Below are 21,699 nucleotides of genomic sequence, written 5' to 3' on the forward strand. Positions count from 1 at the left end.
GAGTTAATGTGGGAAGAGCAGGATTCGAACCTGCGAAGGTAAAAACCAACAGATTTACAGTCTGTCCTCGTTGGCCGCTTGAGTATCTTCCCAAAACCGTGGGCAAATATATTATTGTTGAATAATTAAACCAAAGAAAAAAGCGATTACTTTATAGAATCCTACTAAAGCCTGCAAAAGCAAAATTTTGTCATGCTGAACTTGCCTGTGCTGAATTAATTTCAGTATTTCAGCATCTCATGTAACTAATAAAAAAACTACCCGAAGAGACTCTGAATCCAATAGCTATCGGGACAGAGTGACAAATTCATTATAACATGCCACTTTGAAAAAGGGACTATTTTACAAGCAACCCGCTTTTATTTCTTACAATTCATATCGCAACCTGAATGTTACAAACCTGGGCTGTATAAAATACTCTACGGCACTTACCGAAACGTTTCCGGTATTACTCCTGTTTTGTGCTTGGGTGTCTAACAAATTGGTAGCCTTAACTTCAAATTCCCATTTACTATCCTGGTCTTTTCTATACGATAAGGAAGCATTCCAAAATTCAAAATCATTAATGGTTCTATCTTCATCACTAAAGTTGTTATAAGAATAATCCGTTTTAAAGGTAAACTTCTTAAAAATTAAGGCGTCAAACTCTACAGATGGTGCTTTGGTAAAGAATTTGGTTCTGTTGCTCCCCTGGTCATTATCCTGAATGGTATGCCTGTAGCTTATTTCAAAATTAGGGGCGTCCCTAAAATTGGTACTTAACCCGGTTCTGTAAGTATAGGTGTAATTCTCATTTACAGAAGGCATATTATTAATGATCTGGTTGAATTTGTTATAGTTAAAATTACCACTGACCCGCGCTTTGAATTTCCCCAAGGTTTTTTCCAAACGCCCCATGGCGGTGGCACTTTCATCGGCAAAATCTGAATTAAACGGCGTGCTGACTCTAACTACACTACCCGGTTGGAATTGGGAGGTTGTTCTAATTCTATCAACCGTTTTGGAATAACTAAGCCTGGCCATCACATTAGTATAGTTAAACATGTTAAAACTGAAATAGGATAAGTTAAGGTTATGAGCCAGGGCAGCTTCCAACTCCTGATCGCCCGAGAAAATAGCATTGTAATTATTTAACACCAAACCTCTTGCCAACTGATTAACATCTGTAAAGTTTGTTGACATGCGGTAATTAAAAATAACCTGCTCACTATTTTTTAATTGAATACGCGTGTTGAAATCCGGTAGCAACCTGAAAAAATTGTCCTTATAGTTCACATTAAACTGATCGTTCTTGGCACTATACGCATGTGCTGAAAGTCCCGGGGTAAATGTGAAAATTCCCAGTTTTAAACGATAGTGTAACCCTAAATATACATCATTAAATGTATAAGCAATATCATTACCATCCAAACCGTTGGGAAGCGTTGTGGCCGGTTGGAATATGGTTCCATTATCCAAATATTGGAAGATATTGGAGTTGAAATCCTGTTTACTGTAAATAGTTCCCAACGTGAAATTAATATCACTTTTATTATTTAAAATATTCCAGTAATCCAATTTAGCATCAACCTGATTCGATCTTACACGTTTCTCCTGGGCCACATTATAATCTATTTGCGCATTATCCAACCCCAGTGCGTTTGCCGTATTATCATAATTTGCTTTATCTTCTAAAATAGCGTTGTAGAATGGGTCTTCATCCTGTAATAAATGCTGCACTTCCAAAGCAAAAATATTGTTGTCGTCAAGCGTATAATAGTAGTTTAAGTTCTGATTGATGCTGTAGGGCGATGTGTTTTCAAATTGATCTATATCCCCTAAAACAGAAGAAAAATACATTTGATCTTGGGACTCTTTCGAAGTTCTTGCCAATACATCATAATCTACCTGGTTATTAACATTGGGTTTATAGGAGGCACTCAATTTTAGCATTCCCAAATCACTACGCTGTGTGGTGTTACTTTCGGTATCTTCATCGGGAATATTCAAATCGGGATCCGTGTAAGTAATTGACCTGTTTTCCTGTAGATCCGTTCTGCTGTTAGAGAAAATAGCAAATCCGCTTAAATCCAGAGTCTTTTTGGGGGAATAACTAAAATTAGCGGCTCCAAACTTGGTGTTAATGTATTTTGCCCTGTTATTTTGAAGCGTTAAAAAGCCAATATCATTACTCCCTAAATTAATGTTGGTACCACTGCTTCTGCTGGGCGACCTAAATCCACCTGTAAACTTAAAATAGTCCCGTCTTGTAAAAGCAACTTCACCAATATTGTTTAGATCGCCTATAATATTGACACTGTATTCCGGGCTGTAATAAAACAATTTTGGTTGCACCAGGTACAGCGTTTCCTCATCTGAATCTCCTACACCTCCCGTAACCGTGCCGAACCAAAACTTCTTTTTACCTTCTTTAAGTTTGATGTTGATAGCAATATTATCCTGGTTATCAGTCACGCCTCTTAACTGGCCAACCTCAGCATAATTCTTTAGCACTTCAACCTTATCAACCGCATTAGCAGGTATATTTTCCACTGCCAACTTGGAGTCACCATCAAAAAAGTCCTTGCCCTCAACCATCACTTTCCCCACAGTTTTCCCTTCAACTTCTATCTCACCATCATCATTAAGCTCTACCCCTGGAAGTTTTTTAAGAACATCACCCAATTTGCGCTCTGTCCCTGATTTAAAGGAATCGGCATTATAAACAATGGTATCGCCTTTTACGGTAACTGGCATTTCATACACCAGTTCAACGGCATCCAGTGTATTATCATTTTGAAGTGTGAAATTCTTTATTATGGGCTGATCTGTAGTTTCAACTGCAGCCTGGGCTGTTTTCATCCCTACATAACTTACCTGGATAGTGTATAACGTATTTTTTTCAAGTGATAATCTATACCGCCCTTCATCATTAGTAATTCCATAAGAATCCAGTTTTTGGGTTGCCTGGTTTATCGCAATGACATTGGCCAGTTCAAGTGGCGTCCCTATGCTGTCTTTTACAACACCTTCCAGTCGTACTTGCGCAAAGGCTGAGCCTGCTACTAACAGTAGCCCTAATAAAATGAGTTTCTTCATTGGTTGGTAATTATGCTTTGCTTTCTATTGAATTATCCTCTTCTGCCTCCACCTCCCGGGCGACCGCCTCCTCTTCTAAAGTTTTCACGCATCTCTTCCATTTTCTTCTTTGAAATGGCGTCAAACTCCTCCCTGCTTACTTCCTTCCCCTTTGAAGGCACTTTTATAGTATCTTTTTCATCCGGATTCATAATAATTTTGGAACATAAAATGGTGGTTCTGCCTTCATTGATCTCCAAGATCAACCCCGGAAGCCCCCAGTAATCACTTGGACCCTGACTCACCGGAATTTGCGGTGTGTACCATGCTACAACTTCAACAATATTTTGTTCTGTTTCCGGCTGTTCTTCTTTCTTTTCCGTTGTTCCGTCTCCTGTATTAGCTTCTTGTGGCCTTTGCCTTCTGAAATTAATATCCAAACCGTATTTGATCTTTGTCCCGATGGCTTTAAAACAGGTATACTGTCCTATTTGTTTGCTTTCTCCGGTCATTTTCCATTCAAAAGCTGGAATGGAATCCTTTATTAGAAATTTCTTCCCGAAGACTTCCTGCTCCTGTAAAAAAGTTTTGCTTTTAATGTTTTTATATTGATTTCCTACCACAAAGTTTCCTGCCATCATACGTCCAAAACCACTTCTTCCTGTTCCGGGAGCTTCTAATTTTTCATCCTCCTTGTAAATGGACTCTGATTTATTAAAGGTGAGGATATATGTTTTTTCCAACATGCTTTTCATTCTGGCAGCAATTCTCTTTTTCATGTCTTCATCCATTCTTCCGCCACCAAAATTGGCCATATCTATAGTTGTTTTTGACATGTAATACGCTTTTCCCTGAAAATCCTGTGCCTTAATTACATTAGAGATCAATAACGCAAGGCACACTATTGAAAATTTTAGAACTGATGTTTTCATTATGGAAATATTATTTTGGTTAGTTAAGGTTTAATACCCCCTTTAGACCAAAATACTACGTTATAGTTTAAACAGGATTCGTTAATATTAAGTTAAATTATACTTTAATGTTTTACAGTCAAATAGGCTATTTTACCTGGTTCTTCTTCCTAATCTATTAGCTCTGAATTCACGCATTTTTCCGAAAATAATCTGACTGTATTCTTGCTTCGACACAAGTTTTCCCTTATCCGGTGCTTTGATCTCTATCTTTTCTTTTGGATTAATGACAACCTTTGAACACAAAACCGTGGTACCATTATAGCTCACCTCTAAAATAAGCCCCGGTAAACCTGAAAATTCCAATGGACCATGACTAACCGGGATTTGAGGTGTATACCAAGCTACAATTTGTGTCATATCCATAGCTTCAATCTTTGGTTCTTCACGCGTCGTTGCTTCATGGTTACCAGTGGTTTTATTTGCTTGTTCCTTAGCATCTTTGCGTCTCATCTTACTCCATGAAAAAGACCACCACTCTAATTCTGAAGAAGGGACCAGACAAACCGCCTTATAACATGTATATTGACCTATTTGCTTTGTCTCTGTTCCCAAGTTCCAATTAAATGTTTGAATGTTATCATCTATTACAAAACGCTTTCCGTAAAACTCCTGACTTTGAATGAGTCTGTTTTCTTTTACATTCTTATATTGATCACCAGCCCTAAAGTTTTTTCCCCATGAGTCAGTTGCTCCTGAAATCGCATCCAAAACCGCTTCTTCCTTATAAATAGATTCACTTTTGTTGAACTTTAAAACAAAGGTCTTCTCCAATCTGTTTTTCAATCTTGCTGCAATTTGTTTTTTCTGCTGTTGGCTCATCGTGGCACCCCACCTACCCAGTTCCAGAGTAGCTTTAGACTGATAAACTGCTTTTCCCTGAAACTCCTGACCACATGCAGACGATACATAAAATGATACCAGGTAAAGCGCTAAAAATTTAAGTATTGCTTTCATTATAAATATATTTTGTTTAACAAATATACAAAATAATTAAACAAAATATATTTTCCCTGTAATACCTGATTTAATTGGAAAGCTCGTTTTTAAATTAACCCCCTATTCTGATCTCCATTCGGTGTCCGCCGTCATCGCCTCTTCTATGTTCATATTTTTCGGCCTGTTCCTGCATTTTCTTTTCAACCACGGCTTCAAAATCTTTTTGGTTTATTTCTTTACCTTTTGTGGGCTCTTTAACAGCTACTTTCTCTTTTGGGTTGAGCACTATTTTACTACAAACTATGGTTTCTTCACCATTGTTCACTTCCAGGATCAAACCCGGTAACCCATGATATCTGGCCGGACCGGAATTCACAGGGATTTGCATGGTGTACCAAGCGGTAACCGTTACTTCTTTCATTTCCGGTGCTTCGTCATTCAGATCGTTTAGGTCCCTATCACCGTTGATACTAATGCCACTTTCAACAACTGGGACCATGCGTTTCATGGTAGCTTTATGGCAGGTGTAATCGCCAATAAATTTGGTGTCCTTTTTGAGCGTCCAGTCCTGTTTTTCAAGTTGGTCTTTTACCAGGAAGATCTTTCCCAATACTTCACTTTGAGACACATACCTGTTTTCCTTAATGTTCTTATACAGAATGTCAGACCCTCCGGCAGTCATCACCACCATACGCATACCACCGGTTTGAGGCGCTTCCAAAGCTTCATCTTCCTTATAGACTGATGCTTCTTTGTTAAAGGTTAATAAATAAGTCTTTTCAAATTGCTTTTTCAGCATAGCGATCATACGCTGGTGCATCTCAGAATTCATCTGCGTACTATCCAATTGTACATCTAATTTTCTTTTGGTTTTATAGGTGGCAACCCCTTGAAAATCCTGTGCTGTTGCCGATATAAAAAAGGCAGAAAGGATACCGAATAAAATGATTGTTTTTTTCATACGTTTAAATTTTAGTAATTATCTGTTAATAAATTAATTATAAAATTGAGAACGTATGTAATCACTCCGTTCTCACATTAAAATTTTTAAACATTCCCATTTGTAAAAAATGTTTAAAATTTATTAATGTTCGTTTCATCTGTTTTAAATTTTTCTAAAATTCTTTCCGGACATTAAGAATAAAAAGAACTGGCTTATTTATTTTTCAGTTCTATATGCTCCTCCTTTCAATTCAGGAAGCCCTATTTTTTTTCGTTCTATGTTTGTACTGTCAATGTTCTCAATAAATGGTGGAACAATTGAGTTGGTTTTAGGGTCGAATTCATCTCCTGTTCCATAAAGTTGATATTTTCCAAGAGCTTTTTTTCGCATATTGTCAACATACATGGCAAACTTGTTGGGTTCCATGCGTTTTGCCTTTACTTCCTCAAAAAGTAATGTCTGCATTTTTTCAATAGTTTCTTTAGGCGTATGAAACAGAAATAACATGGGGTCAATAACCGAATCTAATTGGGTTTGATTTAACCAACCATAGCTTTTCACTATGTCATAAAGTTTATTTGTATTCTTTAAATCAATCTCTTTTTGAATAGTCCAAAGCGAGTCTTCCTGCTTTTTAGTTAATTCCGATTTATGAGACTGCCTAAAATTTAAATATTCCTGTGTTGGCATATTTTTAGTACTATCAATCAACTTCTGATCAAATGTTCCGATTGAAATATACGACCTGTTAAGTTGGTCCGCTTGTTTCATAGCCTTAAGCTCGGCTATTAACTCTGCTTTAACAGATTCGAACAATTCCAACTTTTTGACTTCCTTAATTTTCTCCTGACAAGACATTACGAAAATTAAAGTGCCTAATACCAAAAGTGTACTTTTCATTCTTTTACTATTGAATTTTATAAAATACTAGTGCTGTACGCTTGAGTTTTTTAAGCCACTTATCGAAGTCTTCTTTTTCATCTGAATTTCCGCTAACTTTCATTGAAAATGAAGACAACTCACCATTAGCCATTGGTTTTCCGGTACATTTCAACGCTATTGAAATAGGGGTGTTTGATCCTACCATTTCAAATATATCTTCTAAACTTTCAATATCTAAAGTATTTAAGTCTTCTACCGAATTAACCGATACACTTAAACTCAAATTTTCAATCGTTACCTTTTCCTTAGGTAAGTTTTTGTTTTGTGCTTCAGCAGCAATAACAAATGCTGAAAGGATACCGAATAAAATAAGTGTTCTCTTCATTTCAATTAGTTTTAAATATGTTATCTGTTCGTTTTTTGATGATGATGAATTTCTATCGCAAATATGAAACATATAGCCCAAACTTAGAGTTAACTAGTGTTAACGTGTGTTAACCGATTGGTTTTTTATAACTGTAACCCATACTTTTGAAATATGAATGAGCAGAAATACAGGTGGTTATTGTACGCAATTATTGTGGTAATTGTTTCTACCATTGGTATTCAGGTGTATTGGAATTACAAAAATTACCTTACCAATAAACACCAGCTTGTAAATGATGTTCAAAGAAGTTTGGATAAAGCTGTTGATGATTATTATGCATTACTTGCTGAGCGCACTACGGTTGGTTTTGCTTTTGAGGGAAACGCCGGAAATCATTTTTTTAAAAAGGACAGCACCTTCCAAAGCGTCATAGACCAAATTGATAAGATTGATAAAGATTTTAAAAACCTGGACAGCATTGATGTTTCGGAGTTGAATGGCGTTACGGTTCTAAGAGGAAGAAAGGTGGATTCGTTATTCACCAAAATTAGCGTTGATACCGCAAAGCATAACCATGACTCTATTATTCAGAGGTTTCATTATCCGTCAAAGCTTGATGATATAAAAATGCTGACCTCCAAAGTGGTCATCTCCATTAAAAATGACACCCTGGTGCTCAAAGAAGTAGATAGTCTTTTAAATCTTGAACTGAACCGAAAAAATATTGAGGTTAAATACAAATTGAGTTTTAAAGATGCCAAAGACAGTATAAAACATTTTAATCGGTTTAAAATACTTAAATTTCCTAATGGCGATCATACTTTAAAGACCTTTTCAAAATCGACTTTTTTACCGGACGGCAGTGAGCTCAAAATAAGTTTTACCAATGAAACCAGAATCATATTAAAGCGTATTTTAGGTGGTATTTTAGTGTCTTTACTACTCATTCTGGCGGTTATTGGCTGTCTGTTTTATCTGTTAAAGATCATAAGACAGCAAAAGCAATTAGCCGAAGTTAAAAACGATCTGATCAGTAATATCACCCACGAATTTAAAACACCCATTGCCACTATTGGTGTTGCCATTGAAAGCATCAAAGATTTTAATGCTATTGAAGATAAGGAAAAGACCAAAGCGTATTTAGATATATCTAACGACCAATTGTCTAAACTTAACGTCATGGTTGAAAAGCTTTTAGAAACCGCCACTTTAGATAGCGATAGCTTAGAATTAAACAAAGAAAGTTACAATCTTACTGAGTTATTGGAACAAATCGTTGAAAAACATAAAATGCAAACCGAAGCCAAAGCCGTTGGTTTTAAAACGTCGTCAGACACCATCCTGGCAAACGTCGATGCGTTCCATTTTGAAAATGCATTGAACAACATTTTAGACAATGCCATTAAATATGGTGGCAACCACATAAATGTCGATATCACTAAGCAGGCATCAAACATTGTTATTACTATATCAGATAACGGCAACACCCTGACCAAATCCAATAAGGATAAGATCTTTGAGAAGTTCTACCGGGTTTCAAAAGGCAACACACACGATGTTAAGGGCTTTGGTATTGGTTTATATTACACCAAAAAAATTGTTGAAAAACATAACGGAAGTATTCATTTAGACCTGAATAACAACCTTACAACCTTTAAAATCTCAATCCCAAATGGCTAAAGCTGTTACCATACTGCTAGCAGAAGACGAACCTGCTTTGGGTTTGATCATTAAAGAAAGTCTGGAAACCAGGAACTTTAAGGTATTACTTTGTGATAATGGCGATAAAGCTTTTGAAACCTATAAAAACTCAAATCCGGAATTACTGGTTTTAGACGTGATGATGCCTAAGAAAGACGGTTTCACATTAGCAAAGGATATCAGGGTCCTTGATGATACCATTCCCATTATTTTCCTAACAGCCAAATCGCAGACACAGGATGTAGTTGAAGGCTTTACCATTGGCGGCAATGATTATTTAAAAAAGCCTTTTAGTATGGAAGAGCTTATTGTTCGGATAAATAATTTGTTGAACAGAACAAAAGTTCAAAAGGCATCAGATTTCCTTCAAATAGGTGATTTTCAATTTAACTTCCCCAAGCAAACGCTTCAGTATAAAACAGACAAATTACAACAGCTCACCCATAGAGAAGCTCATTTGTTGTTTCATTTAATTAAGAATAAAAACCAGGTATTAGACCGTTCTTTGATCCTGAAAAAGCTATGGGGAAATGATGATTTTTTCAGTGCCCGAAGTATGGACGTCTTCATTACCAAACTCAGAAAAAAATTGAGTGCCGATGAAAATCTTCAAATTATAAATGTTCGCGGATACGGCTACAAATTAATTTGCTAAAACCACCTATTTTGTCATGCTGAACTCGTTTCAGCATCTAAAATTCACTAGTCATATTTTAAAAGAAACTCTGAAACAAGTTCAGAGTGACAAATTCATTCATGTTTTTTTAGTGATACTCAAATTGAAATTATTGTAAAGAAAAATGGTTTGATTTTTGTATTTTTCAAACCGCCATGAAACATACTATCCTGTTTTTTTTACTATTTCCGCTTTCAATATGTTCTCAAAATACTATTGAAGCTTCGCTTGTAAAAACTACTGACTTCAATGCAGACCATATCGTTTCTGTTGATAATTTCGGCACTGTTTATTATCTCACCAATAATACGTTCTATAAAAAGAGCACGTCTGAAACCATTTCATATAATAATTTACAATTGGGAGAGGTAACAACAGCGAATGCTTTCAATCCTTTAAAGATCAATTTATTTTACCAGGATTTTAATACGGTTATCATTCTTGATAACAGGTTAGCAGAAATATTTAAAATAGACTTCAACCGTGTACAGCCTTATAAAAACATCACGCATATTTCAAGCGGATTTGACAATACGCTTTGGGTTTTCAATCTGGACAATCAACAACTGGAATTATACAATTACAAAAACAATACAACCCAGGCACGGTCGTTGCCCATTCAAAGCAAGGTGTTAGATCTAATAAGTAATTATAACAGTGCCTGGTTGCTCACCCGGGACTATCTCTACGAGTATAATTACTTTGGAAATTTACTTAAGAAAACAAAAAATGAGGGGTATACGGCGTTAGCAGAAAACAACGGAAACATCCTGTTAAAAAAGGACCAGGCTTTATTCTATTTAAAGAAAGATGCAGATAAAATAATTCCTGTTTCGCTATCAAATTTGTTGATAAATCAGTTTTTTGTAACCAATGAAACCTTGTATATTTACCAGAATCAAAAACTACAACAATTTCAATTAAAAAATTAATTAAATATGCATATTGCGATTGCCGGAAATATTGGCGCTGGAAAGACTACCTTAACTAAATTACTAGCGAAACATTATAAATGGGAAGCCCAATTAGAAGATGTTGTAGATAACCCGTATTTAGACGATTTTTATAACCAAATGGAACGTTGGAGCTTTAACCTTCAGGTTTATTTTTTGAATAGCAGGTTCCGTCAGGTGTTACAAATTCGCCAAAGTGGAAAAGACATTATTCAGGATAGGACCATTTACGAAGATGCCCATATTTTTGCGCCTAACCTGCATGCCATGGGGTTAATGACGAATAGGGATTTTGAGAACTATAAATCGCTTTTTGATTTAATGGAATCTCTGGTTAAAGGACCGGACCTTTTAATTTATTTGAGAAGTTCCATCCCAAACCTGGTATCTCAAATTCACAAGCGCGGGCGTGATTACGAAAACTCCATTAGCATTGATTATTTGAGCAGATTGAATGAGCGTTATGAAGCCTGGATACATGACTACAAAGGAAAATTAGTGATCATTGACGTAGATAATCTGAACTTCGTTGATAAGCCGGAAGACCTTGGAATTGTTATAAATACTATTGATGCAGAAATTCACGGGTTATTTTAGACATAGAAAATATAGCAAATAAAAAAACCACGCTTAAAAGCGTGGTTTTTTGTTAGTTAGTTTTATTTAGTTTAGGTGGTAGTATTAACTCTTTTTTATGGCCTCAATACTGGCTTTTACTTCAGATTCCGGGCCTTCAAGCGTTTCGTAACTTGTAGATTGTTCTCCGTTTTCTGTCGTCACCATAGTCACAACCGCTTTTACGGTGCCATCATCATTATTGGTCATATCCACTTTTATTTCTTTTGAAACTTCAACCATTTCAACTTCGCTTCCCTGATCGTTATAAGCCTGAACTGCTTCATCTGACACCAAACTCGGCGCAATTACTAAAGCCACCACACTCATTAACTTCAATAAGATATTTAAGGAAGGCCCTGAAGTATCTTTAAAAGGATCTCCAACCGTATCACCTACAACAGCCGCCTTATGAGCATCGGTACCTTTTCTACCTTGTTCTTCAACAGTCTTTTTAGCGTTATCCCAGGCACCTCCGGCATTAGATTGGAAAATGGCCATTAATACGCCACAGGTAGTAACCCCGGCCAATAAACCGCCTAACATTTCGGCACCGCCAATGAATCCAACAGCAACCGGAACCGCAAGAGCTAATAACCCAGGCAACACCATCTCTTTAATAGAAGCCGTTGTAGAAATTTCAACACATTTTTCATATTCTGCATATCCATCGGCCTCGTCAAACACCTTTCTATCGGCTTCATTAGCCTTTGTCATATCAGAATCATACTTACGCATAATTTCTAAAGCGGCACGTAATTGAGGGATATCCTTAAACTGACGGCGCACCTCTTCAATCATGGCCATAGCTGCTCTACCCACAGCTTTCATAGATAAAGCTGAAAAGACAAATGGCAACATACCTCCAATTAATAAACCGGCCATAATATCCGGTTGAGAAACATCAATTGCTGTTACACCGGCTGTTTTCATAAATGCAGCAAACAATGCCAGGGCAGTTAAAGCCGCTGAAGCAATAGCAAATCCTTTTCCAATGGCAGCAGTAGTATTTCCAACGGCGTCTAATTTATCAGTGCGTTCTCTGACTTCGCTCGGTAATTCTGCCATTTCGGCTATACCACCGGCGTTATCAGATATTGGTCCGTAAGCATCTACCGCCAACTGGATTCCTGTATTAGCTAACATACCTACTGCAGCAATAGCTATTCCGTATAAACCGGCAAAATGATGCGACACTAAAATTGCTCCTGCAATCAGTATAATTGGACCCGCAGTAGACATCATCCCTACGCCTAACCCGGCAATAATATTTGTAGCTGAACCTGTCTCCGATTGTTTCACAATAGAGTTCACTGGTACCGTACCGGTTCCGGTATAAAACTCTGTTATTTTACCAACACCAAATCCGGCAATTAAACCTGCCAATACGGCCCAAAAAACACCTATTGCACCAAAGGGCAAGCCTTCAATTTGCTCCGGAAGCATTGCTTTAATAATAAAGTAAGAAGCTAATATCATTAAGGCACCTGATCCAAACTCACCCAAATTTAATGCCTTATGAGGCGAACCTCCATCCTTAACCTTAACAAACAAAGTTCCTATAATAGACATGATAATACCAACGGCAGCCAGCACCAATGGCAAATAAACAGCTCCTAAACCTCCAAAGTCCGGGGTCAAAATAAATGCTCCAAGTACCATAGTACCGATAATAGACCCAACAAACGATTCGAATAAATCGGCTCCCATACCGGCAACATCCCCAACGTTATCACCTACATTATCCGCAATTGTAGCAGGATTTAAAGGATGATCTTCAGGAATACCGGCTTCAACCTTACCTACCAAATCGGCTCCTACATCGGCTGCTTTAGTATATATACCTCCACCAACACGGGCAAATAACGCAATAGACGATGCTCCTAAGGAAAACCCGGATAATACATTAAGTACCATAGGAACGTTTTCAGTCCCAGGCCACATCATTTGGTAAATCATAAACAAACCACTCAGGCCTAAAACCCCTAAACCAACAACTCCCAGTCCCATAACGGAACCTCCTGCAAAAGCAACTTCCAATGCTTTGCTCAAAGATGTTCTCGCAGCTTGCGTGGTTCTAACATTGGCTTTTGTAGCCACACGCATCCCAATAAATCCGGCTAATGCCGAACATATTGCTCCAATTATAAATGATGCGGCAACTAATCCGTGAGAACCTTCCTCGGAATTACCTTTAAAGAATAACAAAACAGCTACAGCTACCACAAAAACCGCTAAGATCTTATATTCAGCTTTTAAAAAAGACATGGCACCATCTGCAATGTGTTTTGCTATGTTTGCCATTTTTTCATTACCAACATCCTGCTTAGAAACCCAAACGTTTTTTATAAAAACGAATAATAATGCTAAGACTCCAAACAGCGGTAAAAAATCAACAATATATTTCATATTTTATTAGTTAGTTTTAATTAATATATTTTTTTTGAGGCGCTAAAAATAGCAAAAATAAACCTGATAAAAAAAGCTATCTCAAATTTAAGATAGCTCATTTTTTATATCACATTTTTATCAAATCAATAATCAGATAACAAATGTACGTTTTTTCTTATGTTCGCTGTTTTCATAGCGTTTTACACACTCGTGATAGATCTGAACAGCCTCTTCGGCATTTCCCCAGCCACCAACGTCAACTTTCTTTTCTTCAAGGTCTTTATAAACCTGGAAAAAATGTTCAATTTCCTTCAACCTGTGCGGGTTCAAATGCGATATATCACTTCTGTGACTCCAAACAGGATCTGATACGGGTACGCATATAATTTTCTCATCCGGTCCTTTTTCGTCGGTCATATGAAAAACACCAACAGGCCTTACCTCCATTACTACCATTGGATAAGATGGCTCAGTAGATAATACCAATACATCTAAGGGATCCTGATCCAAAGCTAAAGTTTCAGGTACAAACCCATAATCTCCGGGATACATCATAGAAGAGAATAAGGTGCGATCAAATCGTATTTTATTCAGTGTAAAGTCGTATTCGTATTTATTTCTACTACCTTTGGGTATTTCAATTAATACGTCAAATGTTACGTCTTCTTTCTTACTCATAGTATATAAATTTTGGGCTACAAAGGTACTGAAGAACCCTGCTTTTAACAACTATAAGCTATGGTCTGCTTCAATTTTTACAAAAGCTTAAACTTAAGGTAATTTATAAAGCAATTTCTTAAAAAAACCTGCCAATAATTGCTATATTGTGAGCATTTCTTATAAATGACTAACTCTTTTTTATGCGACTTTCATTATCCCTCCTGATCTCTTTTGCCTTTTGTTTATGTCTGGGCGCTCAAACCCAACCCTGGCAGGGTAAGTTTGAACCCATTGATAATTTGATAGCACCACCAAATAGTTACAGGACTGCCAGTGGTGCTCCGGGAAAAGATTATTGGCAACAACGGGCCGACTATAAGATTAAAGCCGAATTAGATGAAAAAAGCAACATCCTTTCCGGTGAAGAAACCATCACTTATTTTAACAATTCACCTGACGACTTAAGTTATGTATGGATCCAGCTGGAGCAAAACGTTAACAAAAAAGGGAACGAGGATTTTGGATCCATAAATAACAACATGAGAGAAGGCATCAATGCCCGTCAAATGCAATTCCTTACCAGAGCCATTAATTTCCCTGCCGGCTACACCATTAAATATGTTAAGGATGGTAATGGTGATAACATAAGAACCCTGGTAAACAACACCATGATGAAGGTAAAGTTGAATACACCTTTAAAATCGGGGGCATCTGCGGTTTTAAATATCGGATGGTCTTATCACATAACAGACCGCAGTATGTTTTTACTTTCCAGGGAAGGGTATGAGTATTTCCCGGATGATGACAATACGGTGTACCTGATTGCCCATTGGTTCCCCAGAATGGCCGTTTATAATGATACGGAAGGCTGGCAGAATCAACAATTTCAAAAGTTGGGGGAATTCGCTTTGGAATTTGGCGATTATGAGGTTGAAATCACGGTTCCCGCAGACCATGTAGTGGCATCAACGGGAGCCTTACAAAATCCGGAATCGGTTTTAACCAGAAAGCAGCGTAACCGGTTAAAAGAGGCCGAAGCATCATTTGACAAACCAGTCATAATCATCACCAGAGAAGAAGCTGAAGCCAATGAAAAAGAAAAGTCAAACAAAACAAAAACCTGGAGATTTAAAGCCGAAAATGTGCGTGATTTTGCATTTGCCTCGTCGCGTAAGTTTTTATGGGATGCCCAAAACGTAAAACTCCCGACCAATACGGTTATGGCCATGTCTTTCTACCCTAAGGAAGGGTTACCGGTATGGCAGGAAGAATCTACCAAAGCCATCATGCATGCTTTAGAAGTGTATTCCGAAGCCACTTTTGATTATCCGTATCCGGTCTGTATTTCGGTTAACACCTCTAATATCGGAATGGAATTCCCCATGATCAGTTTTAATGGCGGAAGACCCAAAAACGGCCACATGAGCCAGGGGGCTAAAGCCGGTATGATTGGCACTATTATCCATGAAGTGGGACACAACTGGTTCCCCATGATCGTTAGTTCAGACGAACGTAAATGGATGTGGATGGACGAAGGCCTGAACACATTTTTACATCAGCGCACCGTAGCCGAAAGGTATCCGGACTTTAATAGTACCACGCCTAAAAGTATTGTCCCGTTTATGAGTGGTGATAAAAATATTTTACGCCCTATCATGACAACCTCAGATAATGAATTATTAAGTCAATTTGGTGCTAATTTCTACTTAAAACCAACCGTAGGTTTACAAATGCTCAGACATTCTATTATCGGTAAAGAACTGTTTGACGAAGCTTTTAAAGAATATGCTAACCGTTGGAAATACAAACACCCGAACCCATCCGATTTATTCAGAACGTTGGAAGATGCCACGGCTACTGATCTGGATTGGTTTTACAGGGGCTGGTTTTTCACTACGGACCATGTGGATATGGAATTAAGCGATGTGAAATGGTTTAAAGTGTATGAGGAAAACAATAATATTGAAGACCAGCAAAGATCTTCCCAGGTAAAGATCGAAGCCAATGGTAATAGTGCTGAAACCGAAGCCAAAGACTTTTCAAACGGCCCTGAGGTTATTACCATGACCTCAACCCCGGATGCCGCTTATGGCGGATTTTTATCCCGACTGGACGAAGCCGAAGTTAGAAAACAACTATCCGGTAAGAACATTTATGAAGTAACCATTAAAAATGTTGGCGGATTGGTCATGCCCGTTACCATTGAATGGGTTTATGCTGATGGCACTAAAGACATAGACAGGCTTCCTGCCGAAGTATGGCGCAGAAATGAATATGAGATCAAACATACTTTTGTAAAAGAAAAAGAAGCTGTTAAAGTCAACCTGGACCCTAATTTTGAATTTGCGGATACCAACACTAAAAATAATAGTTTTCCTAAAGTTAAATCCGATTCGGATTTTGACGCTTTCAAAAAGAAACAATCGGGTAGTTAACCAATGCCATGTTTGAGCCTATGTTGAAGACCAGTGTTTTAACCGTTTTGATATCGTTTTGCCTCTTTAACTGTAAAGACGCTAAGACTAAATCGGATGTGATTGCTCAAACAACTGCCAGAGTCAGTGCATTGCCAAGAACAGTTAAATCCCCGGTAAATAATCCGTCAACAAAAGCGAAAATCAATTTAGGGCGTTTATTATTTTTCGACCCTGTTTTATCAGGCAATAAAGATGTGGCTTGTGCCACGTGCCACCACCCAAAAAACGGATATGCTGAGTTCAGGGATATTTCAATCGGTGTCAACGGACAAGGCTTTGGAAACAGCAGGGTTTTTAATCAGCCCAATGCTATTCCGTTTGTTAAACGAAATGCACATACCGTTATAAATACTGCTTTTAATGGTATTAATATGTCTAACCATTACGATCCGGAAGAGGCGCCCATGTTTTGGGATTCCAGGGTAAATAGTTTAGAAGCACAGGCTCTGGAGCCTATAAAATCATTGGAAGAAATGCGCGGCACCCACATTTCCGAAACCGATATTTTGAATGAAGTCGTTAAACGCCTCAAAGCCATTCCGGAATACCAAACCTTGTTTAAGGCTGTGTTTGATGAAGCCGAACCCATCACCAGTGAAAATATCGGTAAAGCAATTGCAGCCTACGAAAGAACCCTGCTAACCAATAATTCTGATTTTGATAAATACATGCGTGGTGATGATACGGCCATTTCCCTGGCCGAAAAAGAAGGCTTTGAACTCTTTAAAAAAGTGGGCTGTATTAATTGCCATAATGGCCCTATGTTTTCCGACTATAAAATGCATGTGTTAAGCGTTCCTGAAAATGACAAATTAGATAGCATTGACAGAGGTTTTGAAGACCAATTTGGTTTTAGAACACCTACCCTTCGCAACTTAAGATTTACGGCGCCGTATATGCACAACGGGACCCTGGTGTCATTAGAAAAAGTATTGGAGTTTTATGAGGATCTGAGCTTTAAAAAGTCCCGAAATCCTCATATTGAAGCAACACAGGTAGATACTTTAGCACAAAACCTCACCTTGAAAATGAAAGATATGTCGTTGATCATCTCCTTTTTAAACACACTGAACGATGACACGTTTGATAAAACGGTTCCGGAACGCGTACCAAGCGGATTACAAGTTGGCGGAAATATCAATTGATTATGTGAGAAAAATTTCTATATTTGAAAAGCGTATAAAGCAACCACTATACGAAGAAAAATAATGTACTTTTTGTAAAAGCAAACTTCCCTACAAACGCTTTTAAGACAATAAGTACTGAAAATCCCTAACAGGAACCCATTAATAAATTTTATTTCACTAAAACTTTAAATCATGAAAAAATTTAAACTTATGCTTTTTGCCGCTTTTTTATTTGTAACCGTATTTGCTAATGCCCAAACCGAATATGTCTGGGATGATTACGGGGTTGGTTTCGCTGTAACGGAAGACTTTGATATCAGAGTAAGCAATCGGGATAAATTCTCAGCGGTTAGTAGTGATGGGCTTATTGATATTGAAATTCTTCCCTGGTTAGACGGAAGCATCAATGAAGCCGATCTGGAGGATGCTGTTATCGATTACGCTTCGGATATCTGTCCTATTGCTGATGATATCCTGGTTGACGATTTGAGAATTGATGATTTTACGGGTAAATATTTGGCTGCGCAACTGGTAGACGGCGAAATGATCCTCGTAGCCTGTATGCTTGATACACAAAGCCGTACCAATATTATAGTATTAATAACATTTGAAGAAGGGAACGAAGACGAAGCTGTGGATATTCTGGAAAGCTTCTATGCCTATGATTAATATAAATATCTAACATACTTCTTTTTTATATAAACTGTGCGAAGTTTTCCTCCACTGAGCTTGTCAAAGTAAAACTTCGCACAGTTTATATTTGTATCAGTCGGATTACTAGTAAACCAACCACAAAATCGACAATAGTGTTTCGCCTAGCAAGAAATTGTGCAGCATTTAATTACTAAATGAAAAAACATTATTCTGACAATATCAATTATTTTATTTATTATAATTGAGTTGTATTTATTCTTCTATATAAGTCCTGATAATGAAACTTTCGTTATGAAATATGAATTCAAAGACTTTATATACATCGGGTTGTTTTTTTGCTTCTTGTTTACCGAAAACAAAAAACTTGGATTATTATTCATAGCTTCATATCAAATTGTTATAGGAATGATATACTTTTCTCATACACCTGGAATGGAAAATTGGATTTTGGCTATATTACATCTATTAATAGCTCCTACAATATTTTTCCATAATTGGATTGAAGAAAAAATTCAATTCAAATAACATTGTACGGCGTTGCCCATAATTCGTTTAGTGTTTAATTAAGAGTTCGTACACCTTCGATCACTCCAATTTTCGCACGGAAAATCCTCGCAGCTTTGTTATTTTTGGTTTATAGCATAAAAAACAAATTTTGTATTATGAAAAGATACTTACTAGTGCTGCTTTTTTTAGGTTTTGGTATCCAAATACTACAGGGTCAGCAGATAGATATTCCTTTAGGAAACAAATTCACCATCCATTCTGATATCCTGAACGAAGACAGGGTTTGTTTCATAAATCTTCCTGACACATACAACAACCCGCCCCATACTGAAAAGAAATACCCGGTTTTGATCCTATTGGATGGCTATACTTTTTTTAAAACAGCTACCGGTATTATACATCTTATGAGTTCTGACAGAAACCGCAATTATTTTATGCCGGAAACCATTACGGTGGCTATTGAAAATGTGGACCGTGAAAGAGACTTTACCGTTACAAAACTAAAGACGAAACGCGTCAACACTATGGGAGGCGGAAGGCGCTTTTTAAACTTTATTGAAAAGGAACTCATCCCCTATATTGACAAACATTACAGAACAGAACCTCACAGAACTTTGGTGGGGCATTCGCTTGGGGGCCTGCTTACCTTAAATGCCTATATGGATGCACACAGTATTTTTGATAAGTATCTTTCCATTGATCCCAGTTTATGGTGGGACGAAAAAACCATGCAAAACAAGGTGGATTCCATAAGCCCCGAATGCTTTAACAAAAGACTTTATATCGCTACTGCCAACCAGCAAACCAGGAGGTACGAGAGGAACAAAAAAAGGCATGACCGTTTTTATACTTTGATGAAAGCGAAATCAGATGGACAATTGCACGTCAAAGTTGAATCTTTTGATGATGAAAACCATCGCTCTGTTCCATTGATAGCTTTGTATTACGGGTTAAAATATTTGAATCCGTAGAATTAATTATCTTTAAGAACATAAGACCGGTAATAATAATTTAACGAACAAGAATATGGCAGGCCTGGTAAACAAAGAAACCAATAAAAGCGTCACTGAATATATTGACAGCATAGAGAATGCTTCTAAAAAAGAAGATGCCAGGACATTATTATCAATCATGCAGGAGATCACGGGAAACGACCCCAAAATTTGGGGTGACCATTTTATTATCGGATTTGGAAAATATGAATATAAACGGAAAAACGGGAAAGAAACATTTGAATGGTTTCATGTTGGTTTTGCTCCCAGAAAGACCAAATTGACCGTCTATCTGACTTTTGATATCAGCCAGGAGGAGAAACTTCTTAAAGCATTAGGGAAATGCAAATGGGGCAAAGGCTGTCTGTACATCAATAAGTTAGCTGATATAGACCTGGAGGTTTTAAAAAAATTAATTGAAAAGAGTAAAGACGCCAGGTGGCATTGATAGAATATTTATTTAATAGCCTCACCTCTTATAAACACCGTTTCAACCTGGTTGTCCCCAAACGCATAAGGTATAAAGCCATAAGAATTAATGGGTTTTGTCACTATTAAGTTAGCTAGTTTCCCTTTGGTAATGGAGCCAACCTTATTCTGCAACCCCATAGCATAGGCCCCATTAACAGTAGCAGCATTAATGGCCTCTTCGGGTGTCATGCTCATCTTTACGCAAGCAGCCGACACCACAAAATTCATATTCCCGGAAGGCGCCGACCCGGGATTATAATCCGTTGCCAAGGCCAATGGCAAACCGGCATCCATTAGTTTTCTTGCCGGCGTATAAGGGATCCCTAAAAAGAACGAGCAGCCTGGTAATGCTACCGGCATGGTCTGCGTGCCTTTTAAAGTCTCAATATCTTCATCACGCATTTCTTCCAGGTGGTCTACAGATAAGGCTTTATGCTTAACACCAACCTGAACGCCCCCAATAGCGGTGAATTGGTTTACATGAATTTTAGGGATCAAGCCATATTGTTTGCCTACCTCCAAAATACGGTCGGTATCGTCTACCGAAAAATAGCCGGTTTCACAAAATACATCAATATAGTCCGCTAAGTTTTCTTCAGCTACTTTTGGGATCAGTTCATTAATGACCATATCTAAAAAAGCTTCTTTGTTTTGCCTGTACGCTGCCGGAATAGCATGTGCTCCCAATAAAGTGGCTTTTATTTCAACAGGATAATTTTCCTGCAATCGTTTAATAACCCGAAGCATTTTTAATTCGGCTTCCACAGTCAACCCATAGCCCGATTTGATTTCCACAGCTCCGGTTCCCAACCGTATGACCTCCTCTAACCTGACTTTACTTTGATCGTACAGATCATTCTCTGAAGTTTCCTGTAATACCTTTGCCGAATTTAAAATCCCACCGCCTCTATTGGCAATTTCTTCATAAGTTAGCCCATGGATCCTATCCACAAATTCGCTTTCACGATTGCCCGCATAGACCAAATGGGTATGAGAATCACACCAGGCGGGCAGGACCATTTTTCCGGTGCAGTCAATAACCTGATTAAAATCCCCTTCCGGACATTCGTTCATAGTTCCGAAGTCTGCTATCAGTCCATTGTCCACTATTAAAAAAGCTTCTTTAATAGTTGGTAGAGTTTTCATATCCTGTCCGGCAACAAAGGGAACAGTTTCGGTCCTGACCTGAAGTAATTCTTTGATGTTTTTGAATAGTATTTTCATTAAACCAAATTATTTTGTCATTACAAAATTTTTGAAATTGCTGTGTCTAACCCTCCGAATCCCGATTACCATCGGGATCCACCTCCCTTTAA

Annotated in this window: 18 protein-coding genes and 1 tRNA gene; 9 read left to right on the forward strand and 10 right to left on the reverse strand. The window is 37.7% G+C overall.

Going from position 1 to position 21,699, the window contains the following annotated elements:
* Positions 1-9: 9 nt before the first annotated feature.
* The 7 genes from Q0983_RS00465 to Q0983_RS00495 all read right to left on the reverse strand — a co-directional run bounded on the left by Q0983_RS00465 (position 10) and on the right by Q0983_RS00495 (position 7,177).
* A tRNA-Tyr gene (locus tag Q0983_RS00465) sits at positions 10-92 on the reverse strand.
* Between the two features lie 274 nt (positions 93-366).
* Positions 367-3,078, reverse strand: coding sequence for a TonB-dependent receptor (locus Q0983_RS00470; protein WP_299547068.1), 2,712 nt, complete (start codon positions 3,076-3,078; stop codon positions 367-369).
* A 32-nt stretch (positions 3,079-3,110) separates the two neighbouring features.
* Complete coding sequence (locus Q0983_RS00475) at positions 3,111-3,989, reverse strand: GLPGLI family protein (protein WP_299547070.1); 879 nt, start codon at positions 3,987-3,989, stop codon at positions 3,111-3,113.
* Positions 3,990-4,121: 132 nt separating this feature from the next.
* On the reverse strand, positions 4,122-4,985 hold the full coding sequence (locus Q0983_RS00480) for a GLPGLI family protein (protein ID WP_299547073.1): 864 nt from the start codon (positions 4,983-4,985) through the stop codon (positions 4,122-4,124).
* 94 nt (positions 4,986-5,079) lie between these two features.
* A complete protein-coding gene (locus Q0983_RS00485; protein ID WP_299547076.1) occupies positions 5,080-5,928 on the reverse strand; it encodes a GLPGLI family protein in 849 nt (282 codons plus the stop codon).
* 198 nt (positions 5,929-6,126) lie between these two features.
* Positions 6,127-6,810, reverse strand: coding sequence for a hypothetical protein (locus tag Q0983_RS00490; RefSeq protein WP_299547079.1), 684 nt, complete (start codon positions 6,808-6,810; stop codon positions 6,127-6,129).
* A gap of 7 nt (positions 6,811-6,817) precedes the next feature.
* Positions 6,818-7,177: a hypothetical protein gene (locus Q0983_RS00495; protein ID WP_299547082.1), complete on the reverse strand. Its 360-nt coding sequence runs from the start codon at positions 7,175-7,177 to the stop codon at positions 6,818-6,820.
* Positions 7,178-7,330: 153 nt separating this feature from the next.
* Between Q0983_RS00495 and Q0983_RS00500 the strand changes: the two genes are divergently transcribed.
* The 4 genes from Q0983_RS00500 to Q0983_RS00515 all read left to right on the forward strand — a co-directional run bounded on the left by Q0983_RS00500 (position 7,331) and on the right by Q0983_RS00515 (position 11,086).
* The gene (locus Q0983_RS00500; protein ID WP_299547085.1) at positions 7,331-8,839 is read left to right on the forward strand and encodes an ATP-binding protein; all 1,509 of its coding nucleotides are present in this window, start codon (positions 7,331-7,333) and stop codon (positions 8,837-8,839) included.
* Positions 8,832-9,515, forward strand: a complete 684-nt coding sequence (locus tag Q0983_RS00505) for a response regulator transcription factor (RefSeq protein WP_299547088.1) — start codon at positions 8,832-8,834, stop codon at positions 9,513-9,515. Before Q0983_RS00500 ends, Q0983_RS00505 begins: the two co-directional genes overlap by 8 nt.
* A gap of 176 nt (positions 9,516-9,691) precedes the next feature.
* Positions 9,692-10,468 carry a hypothetical protein gene (locus Q0983_RS00510; RefSeq protein ID WP_299547091.1) on the forward strand — a complete coding sequence of 259 codons (777 nt, stop codon included), beginning with the start codon at positions 9,692-9,694 and terminating at the stop codon, positions 10,466-10,468.
* A 6-nt stretch (positions 10,469-10,474) separates the two neighbouring features.
* Positions 10,475-11,086, forward strand: coding sequence for a deoxynucleoside kinase (locus tag Q0983_RS00515; protein ID WP_299547094.1), 612 nt, complete (start codon positions 10,475-10,477; stop codon positions 11,084-11,086).
* A gap of 84 nt (positions 11,087-11,170) precedes the next feature.
* Here Q0983_RS00515 and Q0983_RS00520 read toward each other — a convergent pair whose 3' ends face one another.
* Both Q0983_RS00520 and Q0983_RS00525 read right to left on the reverse strand, forming a co-directional pair.
* Entirely contained in the window at positions 11,171-13,513 is a 2,343-nt protein-coding gene (locus Q0983_RS00520) for a sodium-translocating pyrophosphatase (protein WP_299547097.1), read from the reverse strand.
* Positions 13,514-13,645: 132 nt separating this feature from the next.
* On the reverse strand, positions 13,646-14,173 hold the full coding sequence (locus Q0983_RS00525) for an inorganic diphosphatase (protein WP_299547100.1): 528 nt from the start codon (positions 14,171-14,173) through the stop codon (positions 13,646-13,648).
* Positions 14,174-14,355: 182 nt separating this feature from the next.
* Here Q0983_RS00525 and Q0983_RS00530 point away from each other — a divergent pair, with 182 nt between their 5' ends.
* The 5 genes from Q0983_RS00530 to Q0983_RS00550 all read left to right on the forward strand — a co-directional run bounded on the left by Q0983_RS00530 (position 14,356) and on the right by Q0983_RS00550 (position 20,360).
* Positions 14,356-16,590 carry a M1 family metallopeptidase gene (locus Q0983_RS00530; RefSeq protein ID WP_299547103.1) on the forward strand — a complete coding sequence of 745 codons (2,235 nt, stop codon included), beginning with the start codon at positions 14,356-14,358 and terminating at the stop codon, positions 16,588-16,590.
* A gap of 20 nt (positions 16,591-16,610) precedes the next feature.
* On the forward strand, positions 16,611-17,777 hold the full coding sequence (locus Q0983_RS00535) for a cytochrome c peroxidase (RefSeq protein WP_299547106.1): 1,167 nt from the start codon (positions 16,611-16,613) through the stop codon (positions 17,775-17,777).
* 174 nt (positions 17,778-17,951) lie between these two features.
* Entirely contained in the window at positions 17,952-18,428 is a 477-nt protein-coding gene (locus Q0983_RS00540) for a hypothetical protein (RefSeq protein ID WP_299547109.1), read from the forward strand.
* Between the two features lie 647 nt (positions 18,429-19,075).
* Complete coding sequence (locus Q0983_RS00545) at positions 19,076-19,891, forward strand: alpha/beta hydrolase-fold protein (protein WP_299547112.1); 816 nt, start codon at positions 19,076-19,078, stop codon at positions 19,889-19,891.
* 55 nt (positions 19,892-19,946) lie between these two features.
* On the forward strand, positions 19,947-20,360 hold the full coding sequence (locus Q0983_RS00550) for a DUF1801 domain-containing protein (protein WP_299547114.1): 414 nt from the start codon (positions 19,947-19,949) through the stop codon (positions 20,358-20,360).
* A gap of 8 nt (positions 20,361-20,368) precedes the next feature.
* Here the strand turns inward: Q0983_RS00550 and hutI are convergent, their stop codons facing one another.
* Positions 20,369-21,607 (reverse strand): imidazolonepropionase, encoded by a 1,239-nt coding sequence (hutI, locus tag Q0983_RS00555; protein WP_299547116.1) that lies wholly within the window; start codon positions 21,605-21,607, stop codon positions 20,369-20,371.
* Positions 21,608-21,699 lie beyond the last annotated feature (92 nt).

The sequence above is a fragment of the Seonamhaeicola sp. genome (genome assembly GCF_028281565.1).
Taxonomy (GTDB): Bacteria; Bacteroidota; Bacteroidia; order Flavobacteriales; family Flavobacteriaceae; genus Seonamhaeicola.

Excerpts from the sequence above, each read along its gene's own strand:
- Q0983_RS00550 (WP_299547114.1), top strand. The coding sequence starts at position 19,947 with ATGGCAGGCCTGGTAAACAAAGAAACCAATAAAAGCGTCACTGAATAT.
- Q0983_RS00520 (WP_299547097.1), bottom strand. The coding sequence starts at position 13,513 with ATGAAATATATTGTTGATTTTTTACCGCTGTTTGGAGTCTTAGCATTA.
- Q0983_RS00515 (WP_299547094.1), top strand. The coding sequence starts at position 10,475 with ATGCATATTGCGATTGCCGGAAATATTGGCGCTGGAAAGACTACCTTA.
- Q0983_RS00525 (WP_299547100.1), bottom strand. The coding sequence starts at position 14,173 with ATGAGTAAGAAAGAAGACGTAACATTTGACGTATTAATTGAAATACCC.
- hutI (WP_299547116.1), bottom strand. The coding sequence starts at position 21,607 with ATGAAAATACTATTCAAAAACATCAAAGAATTACTTCAGGTCAGGACC.
- Q0983_RS00530 (WP_299547103.1), top strand. The coding sequence starts at position 14,356 with ATGCGACTTTCATTATCCCTCCTGATCTCTTTTGCCTTTTGTTTATGT.
- Q0983_RS00490 (WP_299547079.1), bottom strand. The coding sequence starts at position 6,810 with ATGAAAAGTACACTTTTGGTATTAGGCACTTTAATTTTCGTAATGTCT.
- Q0983_RS00485 (WP_299547076.1), bottom strand. The coding sequence starts at position 5,928 with ATGAAAAAAACAATCATTTTATTCGGTATCCTTTCTGCCTTTTTTATA.
- Q0983_RS00480 (WP_299547073.1), bottom strand. The coding sequence starts at position 4,985 with ATGAAAGCAATACTTAAATTTTTAGCGCTTTACCTGGTATCATTTTAT.
- Q0983_RS00475 (WP_299547070.1), bottom strand. The coding sequence starts at position 3,989 with ATGAAAACATCAGTTCTAAAATTTTCAATAGTGTGCCTTGCGTTATTG.
- Q0983_RS00505 (WP_299547088.1), top strand. The coding sequence starts at position 8,832 with ATGGCTAAAGCTGTTACCATACTGCTAGCAGAAGACGAACCTGCTTTG.
- Q0983_RS00500 (WP_299547085.1), top strand. The coding sequence starts at position 7,331 with ATGAATGAGCAGAAATACAGGTGGTTATTGTACGCAATTATTGTGGTA.
- Q0983_RS00535 (WP_299547106.1), top strand. The coding sequence starts at position 16,611 with ATGTTGAAGACCAGTGTTTTAACCGTTTTGATATCGTTTTGCCTCTTT.
- Q0983_RS00510 (WP_299547091.1), top strand. The coding sequence starts at position 9,692 with ATGAAACATACTATCCTGTTTTTTTTACTATTTCCGCTTTCAATATGT.
- Q0983_RS00540 (WP_299547109.1), top strand. The coding sequence starts at position 17,952 with ATGAAAAAATTTAAACTTATGCTTTTTGCCGCTTTTTTATTTGTAACC.
- Q0983_RS00470 (WP_299547068.1), bottom strand. The coding sequence starts at position 3,078 with ATGAAGAAACTCATTTTATTAGGGCTACTGTTAGTAGCAGGCTCAGCC.
- Q0983_RS00545 (WP_299547112.1), top strand. The coding sequence starts at position 19,076 with ATGAAAAGATACTTACTAGTGCTGCTTTTTTTAGGTTTTGGTATCCAA.
- Q0983_RS00495 (WP_299547082.1), bottom strand. The coding sequence starts at position 7,177 with ATGAAGAGAACACTTATTTTATTCGGTATCCTTTCAGCATTTGTTATT.